The organism is Thermus sp. KWY1 (assembly GCF_057547025.1).
On sequence record NZ_BAAJPG010000023.1, the window covers coordinates 273,931 to 289,240 of the forward strand.

Annotated in this window: 15 protein-coding genes; 6 read left to right on the forward strand and 9 right to left on the reverse strand. The window is 65.0% G+C overall.

Features of this window, described 5'->3' with window-relative positions:
• Positions 1-12 precede the first annotated feature (12 nt).
• Entirely contained in the window at positions 13-2,013 is a 2,001-nt protein-coding gene (locus AC27GT_RS08135; protein ID WP_487223914.1) for an elongation factor G, read from the reverse strand.
• Positions 2,014-2,060: 47 nt separating this feature from the next.
• Between AC27GT_RS08135 and AC27GT_RS08140 the strand changes: the two genes are divergently transcribed.
• A complete protein-coding gene (locus AC27GT_RS08140; protein WP_019550842.1) occupies positions 2,061-2,447 on the forward strand; it encodes a M67 family metallopeptidase in 387 nt (128 codons plus the stop codon).
• On the opposite strand, the gene AC27GT_RS08145 is transcribed toward AC27GT_RS08140, so the two are convergent.
• The 5 genes from AC27GT_RS08145 to AC27GT_RS08165 form a co-directional block, all read right to left on the reverse strand.
• Complete coding sequence (locus tag AC27GT_RS08145) at positions 2,444-2,923, reverse strand: flavin reductase family protein (protein ID WP_038071872.1); 480 nt, start codon at positions 2,921-2,923, stop codon at positions 2,444-2,446. The two genes, AC27GT_RS08140 and AC27GT_RS08145, sit on opposite strands and share 4 nt — an antisense overlap.
• Positions 2,924-2,936: 13 nt before the next feature.
• Positions 2,937-3,731, reverse strand: a complete 795-nt coding sequence (locus tag AC27GT_RS08150) for an inositol monophosphatase family protein (protein WP_487223915.1) — start codon at positions 3,729-3,731, stop codon at positions 2,937-2,939.
• 7 nt (positions 3,732-3,738) lie between these two features.
• Positions 3,739-4,350, reverse strand: coding sequence for a phosphoribosylanthranilate isomerase (locus AC27GT_RS08155; RefSeq protein WP_487223943.1), 612 nt, complete (start codon positions 4,348-4,350; stop codon positions 3,739-3,741).
• On the reverse strand, positions 4,350-4,901 hold the full coding sequence (locus AC27GT_RS08160) for a Uma2 family endonuclease (RefSeq protein WP_487223916.1): 552 nt from the start codon (positions 4,899-4,901) through the stop codon (positions 4,350-4,352). Before AC27GT_RS08160 ends, AC27GT_RS08155 begins: the two co-directional genes overlap by 1 nt.
• Before the next feature lie 61 nt (positions 4,902-4,962).
• Positions 4,963-9,129: an LAGLIDADG family homing endonuclease gene (locus AC27GT_RS08165; protein WP_487223917.1), complete on the reverse strand. Its 4,167-nt coding sequence runs from the start codon at positions 9,127-9,129 to the stop codon at positions 4,963-4,965.
• A 152-nt stretch (positions 9,130-9,281) separates the two neighbouring features.
• On the opposite strand from AC27GT_RS08165, the gene AC27GT_RS08170 reads away from it, so the two are divergent.
• Positions 9,282-10,586 carry a MiaB/RimO family radical SAM methylthiotransferase gene (locus AC27GT_RS08170; RefSeq protein WP_038031218.1) on the forward strand — a complete coding sequence of 435 codons (1,305 nt, stop codon included), beginning with the start codon at positions 9,282-9,284 and terminating at the stop codon, positions 10,584-10,586.
• A 10-nt stretch (positions 10,587-10,596) separates the two neighbouring features.
• Positions 10,597-10,920 (forward strand): histidine triad nucleotide-binding protein, encoded by a 324-nt coding sequence (locus tag AC27GT_RS08175; RefSeq protein WP_038031216.1) that lies wholly within the window; start codon positions 10,597-10,599, stop codon positions 10,918-10,920.
• On the opposite strand, the gene AC27GT_RS08180 is transcribed toward AC27GT_RS08175, so the two are convergent.
• The gene (locus AC27GT_RS08180) at positions 10,901-11,668 is read right to left on the reverse strand and encodes a metallophosphoesterase (protein WP_487223918.1); all 768 of its coding nucleotides are present in this window, start codon (positions 11,666-11,668) and stop codon (positions 10,901-10,903) included. The genes AC27GT_RS08175 and AC27GT_RS08180 overlap by 20 nt on opposite strands.
• Entirely contained in the window at positions 11,668-12,096 is a 429-nt protein-coding gene (locus AC27GT_RS08185) for a bifunctional nuclease family protein (protein WP_015718016.1), read from the reverse strand. Before AC27GT_RS08185 ends, AC27GT_RS08180 begins: the two co-directional genes overlap by 1 nt.
• Before the next feature lie 22 nt (positions 12,097-12,118).
• Here AC27GT_RS08185 and AC27GT_RS08190 point away from each other — a divergent pair, with 22 nt between their 5' ends.
• The 3 genes from AC27GT_RS08190 to AC27GT_RS08200 all read left to right on the forward strand — a co-directional run bounded on the left by AC27GT_RS08190 (position 12,119) and on the right by AC27GT_RS08200 (position 14,680).
• Positions 12,119-12,655 carry a phosphoribosyltransferase family protein gene (locus AC27GT_RS08190; protein ID WP_026329118.1) on the forward strand — a complete coding sequence of 179 codons (537 nt, stop codon included), beginning with the start codon at positions 12,119-12,121 and terminating at the stop codon, positions 12,653-12,655.
• A gap of 8 nt (positions 12,656-12,663) precedes the next feature.
• Entirely contained in the window at positions 12,664-13,191 is a 528-nt protein-coding gene (locus AC27GT_RS08195; RefSeq protein WP_015718014.1) for a type I phosphoribosyltransferase, read from the forward strand.
• A gap of 67 nt (positions 13,192-13,258) precedes the next feature.
• The gene (locus AC27GT_RS08200) at positions 13,259-14,680 is read left to right on the forward strand and encodes an S-layer homology domain-containing protein (protein ID WP_126200522.1); all 1,422 of its coding nucleotides are present in this window, start codon (positions 13,259-13,261) and stop codon (positions 14,678-14,680) included.
• On the opposite strand, the gene AC27GT_RS08205 is transcribed toward AC27GT_RS08200, so the two are convergent.
• Positions 14,656-15,285 (reverse strand): HAD family hydrolase, encoded by a 630-nt coding sequence (locus AC27GT_RS08205; protein ID WP_487223919.1) that lies wholly within the window; start codon positions 15,283-15,285, stop codon positions 14,656-14,658. The two genes, AC27GT_RS08200 and AC27GT_RS08205, sit on opposite strands and share 25 nt — an antisense overlap.
• Between the last annotated feature and the right edge of the window lie 25 nt (positions 15,286-15,310).

A 15,310-nucleotide genomic window follows, 5' to 3' on the forward strand; every position in this document is an offset into this window, starting at 1 on the left:
GGCCTCCAAGGCTTAGGTTTCCTCGGCGCTCTTGCGCTCCTGCACGATCTTCTGCGCCAGGTGGGGGGGCACCTCCGCGTAGTGGCTGAACTCCAGGGTGTAGGCCCCTGCCCCCCCGGTGAGGCTGGGCAGGGCCTTGTAGTACTCCAAAACCTCCGCCAAGGGTACTTCAGCCCGCACCGCCGCCAGGGCCCCTTCCTGCTCCATGCCCAGGATGCGTCCCCGCCTTGCCTGGAGGTCGGAGAGGATATCCCCCACCCGTTCCTGCGGGGCGATCACCTTGATCTGGTAGATGGGCTCCAGAAGAACCGGGCTTGCCAGCTCCATCACCTTCTTGAAGGCCATGCTGGCGGCGATCTGGAAGGCGAGGTCCGAGGAGTCCACCTCGTGGTAGGAGCCGTTATAGACGATGGCCTTGAAGCCCATCACCGGGTAGCCCGCCAGGACCCCCTTTTTGGCCGCCTCGAGGATCCCCTCCTCAATGGCCTCCTGGTACTTGCTGGGGATCACCCCCCCGGTGATGCGCCATTCAAAGCTGTACTCGGGGGCGGGTTCCAGCCTCAGCCACACATCCCCGTACTGGCCGTGCCCCCCGGTCTGCTTCTTGTACTTGCCCTGCCCCTCGGCCACCTTACGGATGGTTTCCCGGTAGGGGACCTTGGGCACGGAGAACTCCACCTCCACCCCGTAGTCGGCCAGGCGCTCCTTGGCGGTGGTGAGGTGAAGCTCCCCGTGTCCCCAAAGCAGGAACTCCCCCGTCTCCTCCTGGCGCTCCAGCTTGAGGCTTGGGTCCTCCTCCAGAAGCTTCCTCAGGGCCTCCCCCAGCTTGGCCTCGTCGGTCCTGCCCTTGGGCCGGATGGCCACGGGCACGTTGGGCTCGGGCAGGCGGGCGAAGGGTACCGCCTCGCTTTCCGGCCGTTCCCCCTGCCATAGCACCATGCCCCGGTGGAGGTTTTCCGCCTTGGGGAGGCCCAGGATATAGCCTCCTTCCGCCTCCTCCACCTCCAGGAGGTCCTTGCCCATGGGCACGTAGAGGTGGGGTAGGCGGATGGCGCCCGCTTCGCTCTGGAGGGTATCCCCTGGCTTCAGCCTGCCCCGGTAAAGGCGCACGTAGGCCACCTGGCCCATGAAGGGGTCCACCTGCACCTTGAAGACCTTGGCCAGGGCGGGGCCTTCCCCAAAGCGTTCCTCCGGGGAAGGGAGGGCCTCCAGGATCAGCTCCAAGAGGGGCAGGACCCCGATGCCTTCCGTGCCCGAGGCCAGGGCCACCGGGTAGAGGAGGCCCTTGCGCACCGCCTCGTGGAAGGCTTTTTCCAGGGCCTCCCCGGTCACCTCTTCCCCCTCCAGGTACTTTTCCAGAAGGGCTTCGTCGGTTTCCACGATGGCCTCGAGGACCTCCTGGCGGAAGCGCTCGGCCCGCTCCCGCTCCTCCTCGGGCACGGGGACCTCCACCTCCTGCCCGTTCTCGTACCGGTAAGCCTTGCCGTGGAAGACGTCGATGAGCCCCACCCAGCGCCCGCCTTGGTAAAGGGGCAGGTCGATGGGCAGGATGTGCCCCAGGGTGGCCCGGAGGTCCTCCAGAAGGGCGTAGTAGTCCCCGCCCTTGTCCAGCTTGGTGACCACCACCATGCGGGGAAGAGCAAGCCGCTCGGCCACGGTCCAGGCCCTTTCCGTGCCCACCTGCACCCCGTTTTCCGCGGATACGGCCACCAGCGCGGCATCGGCGGCCTCCAAAGCCCCCCTGATCTCCCCCACGAAATCCCCGTAGCCCGGGGCGTCCAGGAGGAAGATGCGGTGGTCCTTGTACTTCAGGGGGGCCACCCCGGTGCGCACCGTGGTGCGGTGGAGCTTGGCCTCGGGGGTGTAGTCGGTGGTGGTGGTGCCGTCCTCCACCCGGCCCATGCGTTCCTTGGCCCCAGTTCGGAAAAGCAGGGCCTCGGTCAAGGTGGTTTTGCCGCTTCCCGCATGGCCCACCAGGGCCACGGTTCGGATGGGAGAGGTTCCTGGGATCATCTTCCCTCCTTCTTGGTGCCCATAGTATAGGCCTAAGGAGGGGGCGATTGTCCCAAGTGCTCTACGTGCCCAGGAGGCTTTTGGAGGAAACCCGCACCCACCTCCAAAAGGAGGCGCCCAGGGAAGGGGTGGGGCTTTGGGCGGGGAGGCGGGAGGTGGAGAGGGTGATTCCCCTGCCCAACGCCCATCCCGAGCCTCTGGTGGGATATCTGGCCGAGCCCTTGGCCCTGCTTCGGGCCCTAAAGGAGATGGAAAGGGAGGGTCTAGCCCTCCTGGCCATCTACCACTCCCATCCCCGGGGGCCTGCCTTCCCCAGCCCCACCGATATCCGCGAGGCCCGCTGGCGGGTGCCCTATGTCATCTTCGGCACCGATGGGGTCAGGGCTTTCCTTCTACCGGAAGGACTGGAGGTACCCGTGGCCTTGCTGCCCTAGCCCCCGTAGAACCAGCCCGTGTCCCACATGATGAGGGGCTTGGCCTCCTGCCTCACCCCGGCCTCCACCACCTCGGCCACCACCACGCTGTGGTCCCCGCCCTCGTAGATGTGGCGCACCTCGGCCTCGAGCCAGTAGGGAAGCTCGGTGAGGAGGGGAAGGCCAAAGGTGGGGGAGGGTTCAAAGGGATGGCCGTTCAGGGTGCTTCCCTCCCGCACCGTGGGTTTGAAGAAATCCTGGGCGATCTGTTTCTGGTCCTGGGCCAGGGTCATGAGGGCCAGCTTGCCCGTGCGCTGGATAAGCTCATGCAGGCGGCTATCCCGCTTAACCCCTAGGGCGACGAGGGGAGGGGTGAAGGAGGCCTGGGTCACCCAGTTCACGGTGCCGGCGGCGTAGTCCTCCCCGTCCTTGGCTGTGAGGATGTAAAGGCCATAGGTGAAGCTCCGCAGGACTTTCTTCTTGGCCTCGAGGTCCATACCGGTTTCCATTCTAGCCCTGGGCCAGGAGGGTCTGGATGAGGGCCTCATGGATGTGGCCGTTGGTGGCCACGATGTAGCGGTGCCCAAGGCGGTAGGGCCTTCCTTCCAGGTCGGTGACCGTGCCCCCCGCCTCCTCCACTATGAGCCAGCCTGCGGCCACATCCCAGGGGTTCAGCTTCACCTCCCAGAAGCCCTCCAGCCTCCCGGCAGCCACGTACACCAGGTCCAAGGCCGCCGCCCCCGGCCGGCGCACCAGGAGTCCCCTGGACAAGGCCCGGTGGAAGTAGGTGAGGTTTTCCGGGTCCTTGGCCACATCGTAGGGAAACCCCGTGGCGAGGAGGCTTCCCAAAAGCTCCTTCCGCTCCGTGACCCGGATGGGCCGGCCGTTTAGGAAGGCGCCTTCCCCCCGTACCGCGTAAAAGGCCTCGTCCCGGCTGGTGTCCAGCACCACCCCCACCTGGATCTTCCCTTCCACCTCGAGGGCAAGGGAGACCCCATAGAAGGGAAAGCCATGGGCGTAGTTCACGGTGCCGTCCAAGGGGTCCACGATGAAGCGGAGGGCCTTGCCCCCCTCGCTTCCCCCCTCTTCCCCCAAGAAGCCCGCCTCGGGGAAGCGGGAAAGGAGAAGTTCCTTGATGGCTTCCTCCGACTCCCGGTCCGCCTGGGTAACCAGGTCGGTGGGGCCGGACTTGGTGCCGTGGGTGAAGCCCTTGGCTTGGTAATAGGCGTGGATGCCCTTGGCCAGGTGGGCGGCTTCCAGCATGGCCTCGAGGTAGGGGAAGTAGGGATGCTTCCTGCCAATCACTTCCCCATCATACGCCGGGATTCCAGACCCTTCCCTTAGCGAAAAGAGCTTTTAGCTTGGCCTCGTCCTTTATCCCCGGGGCCCTTTCCACCCCGCTGGCCAGGTCGATGGCGTAGGGCCTCAGGGCCAGAACCTCCTCCAGGTTTTCGGGGGTTATCCCACCGGCCAGGATGATGCGCTTTCCCGTTTGCAAAAGGGGCTTGGCCCAGTCCCTGGGGTAGGTTTGGCCGCTTCCTGGAGCCTTGCTATCCAGCAGAAGGGCGCCTGCGGGGTACTGGGCCCAGCCGGGATCCGCAGGACCGGTTAGGGGAAAGGCCTTGATGACGGGAAAGTGCCTGCCGATGGCCTCCGCCCACTCCGGGGGCTCCTGGCCATGGAGCTGGACCACCTGGAGCCTGGCCCGTTCCGCAAGCCTCAGCACCTCCTCGGGGCCTTGGTTTTGGAAGACCCCTACCCGAACCACAAAGGGGCCCAAAGCCTCCGAGATGGCCCGGGCCACCTCGAGGTCCACCCGCCTTCTGGAGCCCGGAGCAAAGACGAATCCCACGGCGAAGGCCCCCAGGGCTTCCGCCAGAAGGGCGTCCTCCAGCCGGGTGATGCCGCAGATCTTGATGCGGATCAAGGCAGAAGCTCCCTTACCTTCAGGGAAACCTGGGGGAAGGCCATGGGGGATAGGGTATCCTCAGGGCCTAGCTCCCGCATCTCCTGGTAGCCCCCTCCCAGGGGATTCCGATAAACCTCTACCCTCCTTTCCCCGAGGTTCACCAGCCACACCTCGGGAATCCCTGCCTGGGCATAAAGGGGAAGCTTTACCTGGCGGTCATAGCTTAGGGAAGCCTCGGCCACCTCCACTAGAAGAAAAATGTCCTCCGGACCGGGGTGGTCCTGGGCGTAGAAGTCCGGGCGGGGCCTTAGGAGAACCAGGTCGGGCTGGGGTTCGGAGAGGGGGGAAAGCCGAATGGGATCCTGTACCCCCACCAGGGCCTGGCCGGCCAGGGTTTGGTGGAAGAGGGCATTGAGCCTTTTCACCACGGCCGCATGCTGGCTTCCTATGGGGCTCATCTCCACCACGGTACCTTCTATGAGCTCCACCCGTTCGTCCTCCTGAATCACGCCGGCTTCCAGGAGGCGGTGGTACTCCTCGCGGGTGAAGCGCCGAGGCTGTACCATGCCCTTAGTTTAAGGGCCCCACCAGGGCGGCTGGTGGGGCCTGGACACCCTTACCTGAGGTCTAACCGCACTTGGAGTAGCCGCAGGCCTGGCACTTGTAGCATCCTTCCTCCCGCACCAGGGCCACCTCCCCACAGGAGGGGCACTTGGTGGCTCCCGCCAGGGCCAGGCCGCCTTGGGGCCCCCATACCCCGAGCGAACCGCCAGAGAGAGCGGGTACCTCGGTCAACTCGTCAAGGTAGCCCCCACGGGGCTGGCCAGGGGCTGCCTTGGGGGCAGCGGTGGCCTCCCCCTTCAGGACCTCGGGGATGGTTTCCAGGGCCACGGCGATCAGGTCCGCCTTGCTGGAAACCAGCCTACCCTGGTAGGTGCCGTAAAGACCGCCGTTGATGCCCCTGAGGGTTCTCACGATGGCCTCCGGGGGCACCCCGTACTGGAGGGCGATGGAAACCACCCGGCCCAGGGCCTCGGAGTCGGCGTTGGCCTCGTCCCCCGCCTTGCCCGAGGTGAGGATGACCTCTATAGGCCTTCCCCCCAGCATGTTCACCGTGACCAGGAAGCTCCGCTTGCCCCCGTCGGGGGAGAGGAGCTTGACCATGTCGGTAAAGCCCATGAGCCTGCCCGGGCGCTCGTACATGGGGGTGCCCGGTTGAGGCGCTGGCGAGGGGGCCTGGGGAGCAGGGCGGGAAGCCAAGGGAGCTTCTTCCTTGTCCTCCTCTGACTTCTTCTCCTCTTTCCTCACCGTGAGCACCTGGAACTCCCGGGAGCCATCCCGGTAGACGGTGATGCCCTTGCACCCCGTGCGGTAGGCCTCCAGATAAGCGGCCTCCACCTCCTCCACAGTGGCGTGGTTGGGGAGGTTGATGGTCTTGGAGAGGGAGTTTCCGGCGTACCCTTCGGCGTCGAAGGCTCGCTGCACGGCTCCCTGCATCCGCACGTGGTCCAGGGGATGGATGTCGTGGGCGCACTCGAAGACCCGGCGAATCGCCTCGGGGACGAAGGGAAGGTTCTTGACCGAGCCGTGCCCGTCCTCCTGGATGGCGGCGATGATCTTCTCCCAGTCCCACTTTCCGTCCTTCTCGTAATCGGGATGGGGTGGGTAGGCCTCCATCAGCTCCACGAAGAGGGGGTGGAGGAGGGGCTTGTACTCCCCGCCGATCCGCCGCCACACGAAGGGGCTGAAGACGGGCTCGATGCCGCTAGAAACCCCCATGACCATGCTGGTGGTGCCGGTGGGGGCCACGGTGAGGAGGGCCACGTTGCGCCTGGGCTTGATTCCCAGGGCCTCAAAGTACTCCCGGTGCGCCTCGTAGAGGGGGAAGACCCCCCTTTCCTTTGCGAGGGCCTCCGAGGCCTTGATGGCCTCCTCCCGCATGGCGGACATGATCTCGTAGACCTTCTCCCTGGCCTCCTCGCAGGAGTAGGGGAGGCCCATCTTGATGAGGGCGTCCGCCAGGCCCATGACCCCGAGGCCAAGCCTCCTGAGCTTCTTGGCCGCCTCCTCGTTGTCGGGAAGGGCGAACCTGTTCACGTCCAGAACGTTGTCCAGGAAGCGGATGGCCGTGTGGACATCCCTCCTGAACTCCTCCATCTGGAACTCCCCCTCCTTCACGTAGGCGGCTAGGTTCAAGGCCCCAAGATCGCAGGGCTCGCCCACGGTGAGGGGGACCTCACCGCAATTGTGAGCCACAACACCATTAGCGATGAGGCTATGGGTCACGGGTTCAGTAAGGTCGTAGACGGGGGCCTCTCCCGCGGGTTCCACGCTCTTCACCGTAGCTTGGAAAGCGTGCCTCGAGCGCCTTTTGCGGCTAGTGAGCTCCCCTAGGTGGGCATTCTTCTCAGGTTGCAAGAAGCCGACTTTTTGTGCGAAAGCCACCAGGTCGGCGCCATAGATGATTAGCTCGTACTGGGGAGCAATTGTGTAGCTTTTCATCCCCCCGCGGCCATCCGGTAAGTCTTTGGAGCTCCCCTGTCGCCTCAGGTAAATCCTTGCGTAAATCCCGAGGTTGAGGAGGAGGAGCTGGACGTCCTGGAGCAGGTGAGTGCTGGAGGAGCTTAAGCGAACGGAGCAGAATCCCTCTTTGTTCACCTGCACCGAGCCATCGGCGCTGAAGAGGCCTTGGAGGAAGCCCACCACGGCTTCCCTGGGGGCACGGAAGAGGCTTTCCGGGACCCGTTTCTCCGTGGCCTTGGCGACCTTAACCCCTAGGGCCTGGAAGAACTCCGCGGGGATGCGGTTGAAGTGGAGGTGGAAGGTGTTAGAGGGGGTTTCCTGGAGGCTTCCTCCGCCGAACCAGTCCCGGAGAAGGTCAGGAAGCCAGCTGAGGGCGGCGAAGTCCTTGCGGGAGAAGTAGAAGCCCACCCCATCTTCCCGCAGGTAGCCGTCCCCTAAAAGCCAGCCTAGGGCTATCCCGAGCTCCCGGCTCCAATGGGTGGGGAGGTTGTGGTACTTTTCCCGGACGTCCGCCCGGCCTTTTCCTCCCCGTCCCCCTGCGGTGGCCACCCGCTCCCGGGCCACGGCCAGGGCAGGGGCGGGCAGGGTGTCCTCCTTGGGGAAAAGCCCCTCGCCGCTTTGCACCAGGACCTTGTCCCCCGGCTTCAGGCTCCCCGCCTCCTTGTACCCCCTCGGAGTCAGGAGGAGGTGGTCCGGGGTGAGGGTGAGCTCTAGCCCCTCCCGGGTGCGGAGGCGGACTACGGGCTTCACCCCGGTGAAGAAGGCCTGGGTTGCTTTTCTCACTACCGCACCCTTACCTGAGGCAGGCCGCCCCATCCCTCCAAGGGGGGCCCGGGCGTCCGTGACCAGGTAGAAGCTACCCCCTTCCTGGGCAAGCTCCTCGATGGGGACGAGGCCCCTTTCCGTGGGGATGCGGGTGGAGCCCACAAAGCAGGGGTTGGTGGAGCGGATCTGGTACCTGGGCCCGAGGCCCTTGAGGGCGGAAAGCTCGTTGATGCGGTCCACGAAGATAAGCCCTGGCTCCCCGGTGGCCCAGGCGTGCCAGGCGATCTCGTGCCAGAGCCAGCGGGCGGGAACCTTGCCCCCGAAAAGGGGGACGGGTTTGGCCCCATCCTCCCGCTCCGGCAGGGCAGGGATCTGGCCCGTGTAGGTGCTTCCTAGGGGATGGGGGTAGTACTTTCCCGGCACCTCAATGGGGGTCACGGGCCAGAGGGCGTCCTCCTCGAGGGCCTTCATGAAGGCTTCGGTGACCAGGACGGAGATGTTGAAGGTGGAGATATCCCCCTCGGCCTTTTCCCGGTCCAGGTCCTTGGCGGTGAGGAAGTCCAGGAGGTCGGGGTGCTCTATGGAAAGGGTAGCCATCCCCGCCCCGCGGCGGGTCCCGCCCTGCCTCACCACCCGGAGCACCGGGGCGTACACATACCGTAAGGTGGCCACGGGCCCGGCTTCCTCCCCTCCTAGGGCGGCCCACTCCAGGAAGTTGTCGAAGATCTCCATGAGGAAGCTCACCGGGCCGGAGCTGGTACCCCCGGAGCCCCGGATGGGGGCTCCCTCGGGCCGAAGGAGGGAGAAGTCCACGTGGGGCTCGAGGCCCTTCAGGGCCAAGGCGGTTGCCTCTTTGGCGGCTTCCACAATGCCCCCCATGTCGTCGGGTACCTGGATGGCTCCGGGAGGGGGTTCCTGGACCACCAGGACCCCGTAGCGTTCCGCCAGGTCCCTAAGTTCAGGGGAAACCTCCCCGTAGACCGCCCGCACGAAGTTCTTCAGAGCGATCTCCTCCTTTTCCCCTTCCGGGTTGGTGGGGGGGCGCATGAGGCCCCGGATGAAGTCGGCCACGTCGGGGTGGCGGGCGGAAAGATAGGCCACGCCCCGCACCGCCCGGCGCTGGCGGTTCCCCTTGGAGCGGTAGGGGTCCAGGTTGACCCCGTTCCCCCCGCCCACCTTGGTGACCAGGGCCAGCTTTTTGGCCACCTCCATGATCCCATCGAAGCTTTCCGGGGGGTACTGGGTGGCTCCCTGCACGAAGCAGTTCAGGAGGTTGCCGTGGGGGGTGCCTGCCCCGGCCAGGATGCGCCCGCCGGGAGAGAAGCGCTTGGAGGCCATGAGGTCATAGAACTTTTCCTCCCAGTAGGCCCGGTCCTCGGGTTTTTCCACCTTGGCGATCTCCCGGGCCACCCGGCGGAACATGCCGAGGATATCCCCGTCCCCTTCCTGGAAATACTGGCGCCTGGCGATGGCTTGCGCGTGATCGTCAAAGAAATACCGTTCCATAAATCCTCCAGACCCCCTCGGGGTGTTTCCCCCACATCTTGGGGCAGACGCCTGAAATACTACAACCTTTGGGGTTTTCCCGGCAAGTGGGGAGGGTCACACTCTGCTCCCGGTTGTTGACTAAGCTCCCTTAGCCTACCAGAATGGGAAGGATGCGCGCGGCTTTCCGCACCCTCGGGTGCAAGGTGAACCAGGTGGAAACCGAGGCCCTGCTGGGTTTCCTCAAGGCCCTGGGGCCGGAGGTGGTTCCCCTCGAGGCGGGGGCCGACCTGGTGGTCATCAACACCTGCGCCGTGACCACCACCGCCGAGGCCGATGCCCGCAAGGAGATCCGCCGGGCCAGGCGGGCCAACCCAGGGGCCTTCATCGTGGTCACGGGGTGCTACGCCGAGCTTTCCCCGGAGGAGGTGCGGGAGCTGGGTGCCGACGCCGTGGTGCCCAACTCCCGCAAGGCGGAGCTTCCCAAGGTGATCCTGGAGCATTTCGGGCTTCCCTCGGATCCCATCACCACCCCCCCCAACGAGTTCTGGGGGGCGGGGGAGAGGGGGCTTCTCAATAGCCGGGTCCGGGCTTTTTTGAAGGTGCAGGATGGCTGCCAGGTGGGCTGCGCCTACTGCATCATCCCCCGGCTAAGGGGCAAGGAACGGCATCGGGATTACCGGGATGCTTTGGCGGAGGCGGAGGCCCTTCTGAGGATGGGCATAAAGGAGATCGTGCTCACGGGGGTGCGGCTTGGAAGCTACCGGGGCCACCCCAGGGGCCTTGCCGGTCTGGTGGAGGACCTCTACCACCTGGGGGCCAAGGTGCGGCTTTCCTCCATCGAACCCGAGGACACGGGGGAGGACCTCCTTAGGATCATCGCCCGGTATGCCCCGGGGATCAGGCCCCACCTGCACCTTTCCCTGCAGACGGGTTCGGACCGCCTCCTAAGGCTCATGGGACGCCGCTACGACAAGGCCTATTACCGCAACCTGGTGCAGAGGGCCTACGAGCTCATCCCGGGCTTTGCCCTCACCACGGATGTCATCGCCGGGCTTCCCACGGAAACCGAGGAGGAGCACCAGGAAACCCTGGCCTTTCTGGAGGAGCTTAGGCCCACCCGGGTCCACGCCTTCACCTATACCCCCCGTCCCAAGACCCGGGCGGCCTCCATGCCCCAGGTGCCGCCGGAGGTGCGCAAGCGGCGCACCAAGGAGATCATCGCTTTGGCCCAGCGTCTTGCGGAGGAGCGCATCAGGCCCAAGCTGGGAAGCCAGGTGGAGGTTTTGGTGGAGAGGATCCAGGGGGGCCTTGCTCTCGGCCACACCCCCGACTACTACGAGGCCCGCCTTTCCGGTTCTGCCCGGCCGGGGGATACGGTTTTGGCGCGGGTGGAGGGAGCGGAGGGATACACCCTTTTGGGCCGGGTGGAAAGGGTGGAGGAGGCTTTGCTTCCCTTGGAACTCCCCATAAGGTAGACTTTTTTCCATGGAGTGCGTGTTCTGCCGCATCATCGCCGGAGAGCTTCCTTCCCGGAAAGTCTACGAGGATGAGGGCTTCGTGGCCTTCCACGACATAAGGCCCAAGGCCCCGGTGCACGTGTTGGTGGTGCCCAAGGAACACATAGCGAAGCTTTCCGACTACCCCGACACGGAGGAGGGGGAGAGGAAGCTCGGGGCTCTCTTCCGCACTGCAACCCGGGTAGCCCGGGTCCTGGGCCTCGAGGGGTATAAGGTCCAGGTGCATGTGGGGGAGAAGGGAGGACAGGAGGTTTTCCACGTGCACGTGCACGTCATGGGGAGTCCTTCTTGAGGACGAAGCGGTCCAGCACCTGGCCGCTAGGGTCCAGGGCGTAGCCCACCAGGGTTTCCCCTTCCGCCTCCAGGAAAAGGGCGTGGTGGGCCACCGCCAGGGCCTGGGTGTAGGGGGAAGGAGGCTTGGTGGGGTAGAGGCCTGCCCCGCCTCCGCCCACCACCAGGTGGGTGGTGAAGCCCACCTGGAGGCGCTCGTAATGGTGGTCGTGGCCCGCCAGGACCAAGGGTACCCGGTGTTGGCGTAGAAGGGGCTCGAGGAGACTCCTTAGGCTCGGGCTTCCCCCGTGTAGCCCCGAGGAGTAAAGGGGGCGGTGGAGGATCACCACCCGCCAGGGTGCCTGCGGGCGGCTAAGGACCTGGGCCAGCCATTCCCGCTGGGCCTTTAGGTCTCCTTCCGTGTAGAGGATGAAGAACTCCATTGCCCCCAGGCGCACTGGGTAATAGGGTCTTTCCAGCTGGAAGCGCTTGAGCTGGCCCTCGAGGTTGGGGGCATCGTGGTTGCCGAAGGCGGGGTAAAGGGGTATGGGAGGAAGCTCCTTTAGGAAACGCTCCACCACCAGCCCCCGGGGATAGAAGTTGTCCCCCGCGGTGAAGAGGGCCGCCAGGGGCTTGCGGGCGTGCTCGGTCCGGAGCAGGCTGGCCACCTGGGCCCGGCCCGGAGTGTCCTGGCCCCAATCCCCCACGACCGCCACCCGCTGGCCAAAGGCCAGTCCAAGGGAAAGAAGGAGGAAAAGGAGCCTGCGCACTAGGCCTCAGCGGCTCCGTGGGGCTTTAGGCTGGCTTCCTCCACCCCCGCTTTTTCCACCACCTCCTCGGCCACCAGGATGGGGGCCCCGGCCCTAAGGGCCAGGGCCATGGCGTCGGAGGGCCTTGCGTCCACCTCCAGCTCAATGCCCCGGTGTTCCAGGATGAGTCGGGCGTAGAAGGTGCCGTCCCGCAGGTCGATGATTTCCACACGCAGGAGTTTCCCCTGGAGCATTTCCATCACGGAGAGGAGGAGGTCGGGGGTAAGGGGGCGCGGGGGTTTTTCGCCTTGCAAGGCCACCACGATGTGGTGGGCCTCGAGGGGACCGATGACGATGGGGAGAAGCTTGTCGTTCTCCGTCCTGAGCAGGACCACCACGCTCCCGTTCTGGGGGTCCACGCCCAGGGTCTCGATCTTGGCGTTCAGCATACCTTGAGTATAGACTAGCGGCGTGAGGACTTACCCTGTGGAGATCGCTGGGGTTCGGCGCGAGCTTCCCATCGTCCAGGTGGGGCCGGATGTGGCCGTGGCCCTTCTAAACCTTCTGGGGGACACCGAGCTCACCGAGGCCGCCGCCGAGGAGCTGGCCAAGCGCTTACCCCCTGAGGTGGAAACCCTGGTCACCCCTGAGGTCAAGGCGGTACCCTTGGCCCATGCTCTTTCCCGGATTGCCAAGAAGCCCTATGTGGTGGCTCGGAAGACGGAGAAGCCCTACATGATCAACCCTGTGAGCCGCCAGGTGCTCTCCATCACCACGGGCAAGCCCCAGCTTCTGGTGCTGGATGGGGCGGATATCCCCCTCATCCGGGGGCACAAGGTGGCCATCGTGGACGATGTGGTGTCCACGGGTTCCACCCTTTCGGGCCTCCGGGAGCTCATTGAGAGCGTGGGGGGCCAGGTGGTGGCGGTGCTGGCGGTCTTCACCGAGGGCACGCCCCGCCAGGATGTCATCGCTTTAGGCCACCTGCCCCTCTTCAAGCCGGAATAGGAGGTTTTATGGAAACCTATCCCATCACCATCGGCGGCGTCACCCGCCACGTGCCCCTCATCGAGCCCCTCCCAGGACGGCGGATCCCCCTGGTGGAGTTTTTGGGGGACCCTGAACTGGTGCGGGCGGCAGCCCAGGCCCTAAAGCCCTTGGTGCCCGCGGGTACCGAGGTACTCTTCACCACGGAAACGAGCCCGATCCCCCTCACCCACGTCCTTGCGGAGGAGATGGGATTACCCTACGTGGTGGCGAGAAGGCGGCGCCGCCCCTACATGGAGGATCCCATCATCCAGGAGGTGCAGACCCTGACCCTGGGGGTGGGGGAGGTGCTCTGGCTGGACCGGCGTTTCGCCGAGAAGCTTCTTAACCAGAAGGTGACCTTGATATCCGATGTGGTTTCCAGCGGGGAAACCATGAAGGCCATGGAGAGGATGGTGCTCCGGGCAGGGGGACGGGTGGTGGGACGGATCGCCGCCTTCCGCCAGGGTACGCCTGCTTTGGAAGTGCTGACCGTGGCTGAGCTTCCCGTGCTATAGGGATTTAGAAATGATGGGAGGCCTGGACAGGATCCAGGCCTCTTGTTTATTTTTGTTGGGGGTCTTTATGAAGAGAGTAGGGGCGACGGTTCTTTTCCTCATGGGCGTGGCTTGGGCGGCCTTTTCCGATATTCCCCCAGGACCTTTGGCGGAGCAGGTGGAACGGGTGGTGGCCGCTGGGTGGCTTCAGGGTTATCCCGACGGTACCTTTCGCGGGCAGGAGCCCTTGAACCGCTACCAGCTGGCCACGGCCCTGGGTAGGGTTCTTAGGGATTTGGGAGCGGAAGCTAGGGCGGTGACGTTTCCCGATGTCCCCAAGGGACACTGGGCGTTGGAGCCCCTGGCTTTGGCGGTTTCCTGGGGTTTAATCACAGGTTATCCCGACGGTACCTTCCGCGGAACGGAGCCCCTGACCCGGGGGGCGCTTGCGGTGGTGCTGGCCAAACTTCTGGACAGGTTTTCCCTGGCCAAGGAGGCGCCTCTTCCCTGGGATGTGCCGGCCGATCACTGGGCGGCGTCTGCGGTGCGGAAGGTGTTGGGTACGGGCCTAATGGATCCGAATCCCGATGGCTCGTTTGGCGTGGAAGCGAAGGTGAACCGCTATCAGCTGGTCCGGGCCTTGGCAGGTTTGCAGGGTGTGATGGGCTCCCGTTTAACCAAGCCGGCCTCGCCCTCCTCCCAATCTGTGGCCCAGCCGGTTCCTTCTTCTCCCCACTCCACGGCCGGGCCCATGCCAGCTGGGGAAGGTGGGGTTTCGGGGATGAAGCCTGTCCTGGTGGAGGCTATGGAAGTGCCGGGCCGCTGGGTGGGTACCAGCTTGGGCCGCACGGTGGTGCTGGGAGAGGAGAAGGTGTACCGGATAGCCCCCGGAGGGTTGGAGGAGATTGGGGCTGCTTCCGCTGCCCTGGCGGCGCTTCCCCCGTGGGTTCTTAAAGCCGGTGCCTTGGAGGATGGACGGCAGCGGTATGTGCCCGTAGGTGCCCCTGGGGGCAAAGGCGTCCTGCCACCGGTGTTCAAGAACATGAAAGAGGGCCACCTGGCCTTGGATCCATCGGGGAACTATCTGCTTCTTGCCAACGCCAGGCCCCTTTGCGACTGCCCCAGCCGGGTGGTGCGACTGGTTCTCCTCCTCACCAACCCTGTGGGCCTTTATGCGGAATACGTGTACCTTCTGGATGAAGTAGGGGCTAAAGTGGCGGGGATTGCCTGGCCGGAGGCCAAGAACCTCCTGGTTCTGGAGACTTCTGGCCAGAAGGCCCGCCTCTACCGGGTTAACTTGAATGCTGGGGAAGACATTGCTTTCAGCGCCTGGGATGAAGGGAGCTTGGAGGAGCGGAGCCCCGTGCCGGTGCGACCGGTGGGCAAGGTTCTGGTGGCGGAGGTCCCCCTTGCGGAAGCCTGGGGTTTGGGCGCTGAGGCTCCTGACCGCCTCCTCACGGTAGCCGCCGGAAAGCTGGTGCGGGTTCAGTTGCCCACGACCCTTTGGTAGGGGCTATACACCTCAGCCCGCAGGCCCAGCCTGCGGGCTACTTTCACGTTCTCCGGGTCGTCGTCCAGGTAGAGGGTTTCCTCCGGAGCCAGGCCCAGGACCTCGAGGGCCATCTGGAACGCCCTGGGGTCAGGCTTGGCCACCCCCAGGGTGCAGGAGGCGAAGAAGCCATCCACGTAGGCATCCAGGCCGTGGTAGGCCAGGCTTTCCCGTAGGCTTGGCAAGGTGTTGGAGAGCACGCCCACCTTAAGCCCCTGTTCTTTGAGGCTCCGCAGGAGGGCTTCCGCCCCAGGGGCTTTGCGCATGAAGTGGTAGTAGCGCCAGGAGTGGAGCTCCTTGGATAAGGAGGTTTTCCCGGGGCCGGAAAGCCCAAGCTCCTCAGCCACCTTTTGAACCAGGGTGTTCCAAAAGGTGGCTTCCTCCTCGAGGGTGCGCACCTGAAGGGTGCGGACCACCTCGTTAACCTCCCGCACCGCCCGGGCCAGAACCGCCAGGGTCTTTTCCAGGCCAGCCCCGTGGATGGAAAGCTCCAGAGCCTTCTTGTAAAGGGCTTCCTCGTCCAAGAGGAGCAGAACCCCGTCCCGATCCAAAAGGGCTCCCCGCATGGGCCTAAGTGTAGCACCCCCGGGT

Bases quoted from the DNA above. Each gene is read 5' to 3' on its own strand.
- AC27GT_RS08135 (WP_487223914.1), bottom strand. From the start codon at position 2,013: ATGATCCCAGGAACCTCTCCCATCCGAACCGTGGCCCTGGTGGGCCAT.
- AC27GT_RS08145 (WP_038071872.1), bottom strand. From the start codon at position 2,923: ATGGACCTCGAGGCCAAGAAGAAAGTCCTGCGGAGCTTCACCTATGGC.
- AC27GT_RS08160 (WP_487223916.1), bottom strand. From the start codon at position 4,901: ATGGTACAGCCTCGGCGCTTCACCCGCGAGGAGTACCACCGCCTCCTG.
- AC27GT_RS08165 (WP_487223917.1), bottom strand. From the start codon at position 9,129: ATGGAACGGTATTTCTTTGACGATCACGCGCAAGCCATCGCCAGGCGC.
- AC27GT_RS08170 (WP_038031218.1), top strand. From the start codon at position 9,282: ATGCGCGCGGCTTTCCGCACCCTCGGGTGCAAGGTGAACCAGGTGGAA.
- AC27GT_RS08175 (WP_038031216.1), top strand. From the start codon at position 10,597: ATGGAGTGCGTGTTCTGCCGCATCATCGCCGGAGAGCTTCCTTCCCGG.
- AC27GT_RS08185 (WP_015718016.1), bottom strand. From the start codon at position 12,096: ATGCTGAACGCCAAGATCGAGACCCTGGGCGTGGACCCCCAGAACGGG.
- AC27GT_RS08195 (WP_015718014.1), top strand. From the start codon at position 12,664: ATGGAAACCTATCCCATCACCATCGGCGGCGTCACCCGCCACGTGCCC.
- AC27GT_RS08200 (WP_126200522.1), top strand. From the start codon at position 13,259: ATGAAGAGAGTAGGGGCGACGGTTCTTTTCCTCATGGGCGTGGCTTGG.
- AC27GT_RS08205 (WP_487223919.1), bottom strand. From the start codon at position 15,285: ATGCGGGGAGCCCTTTTGGATCGGGACGGGGTTCTGCTCCTCTTGGAC.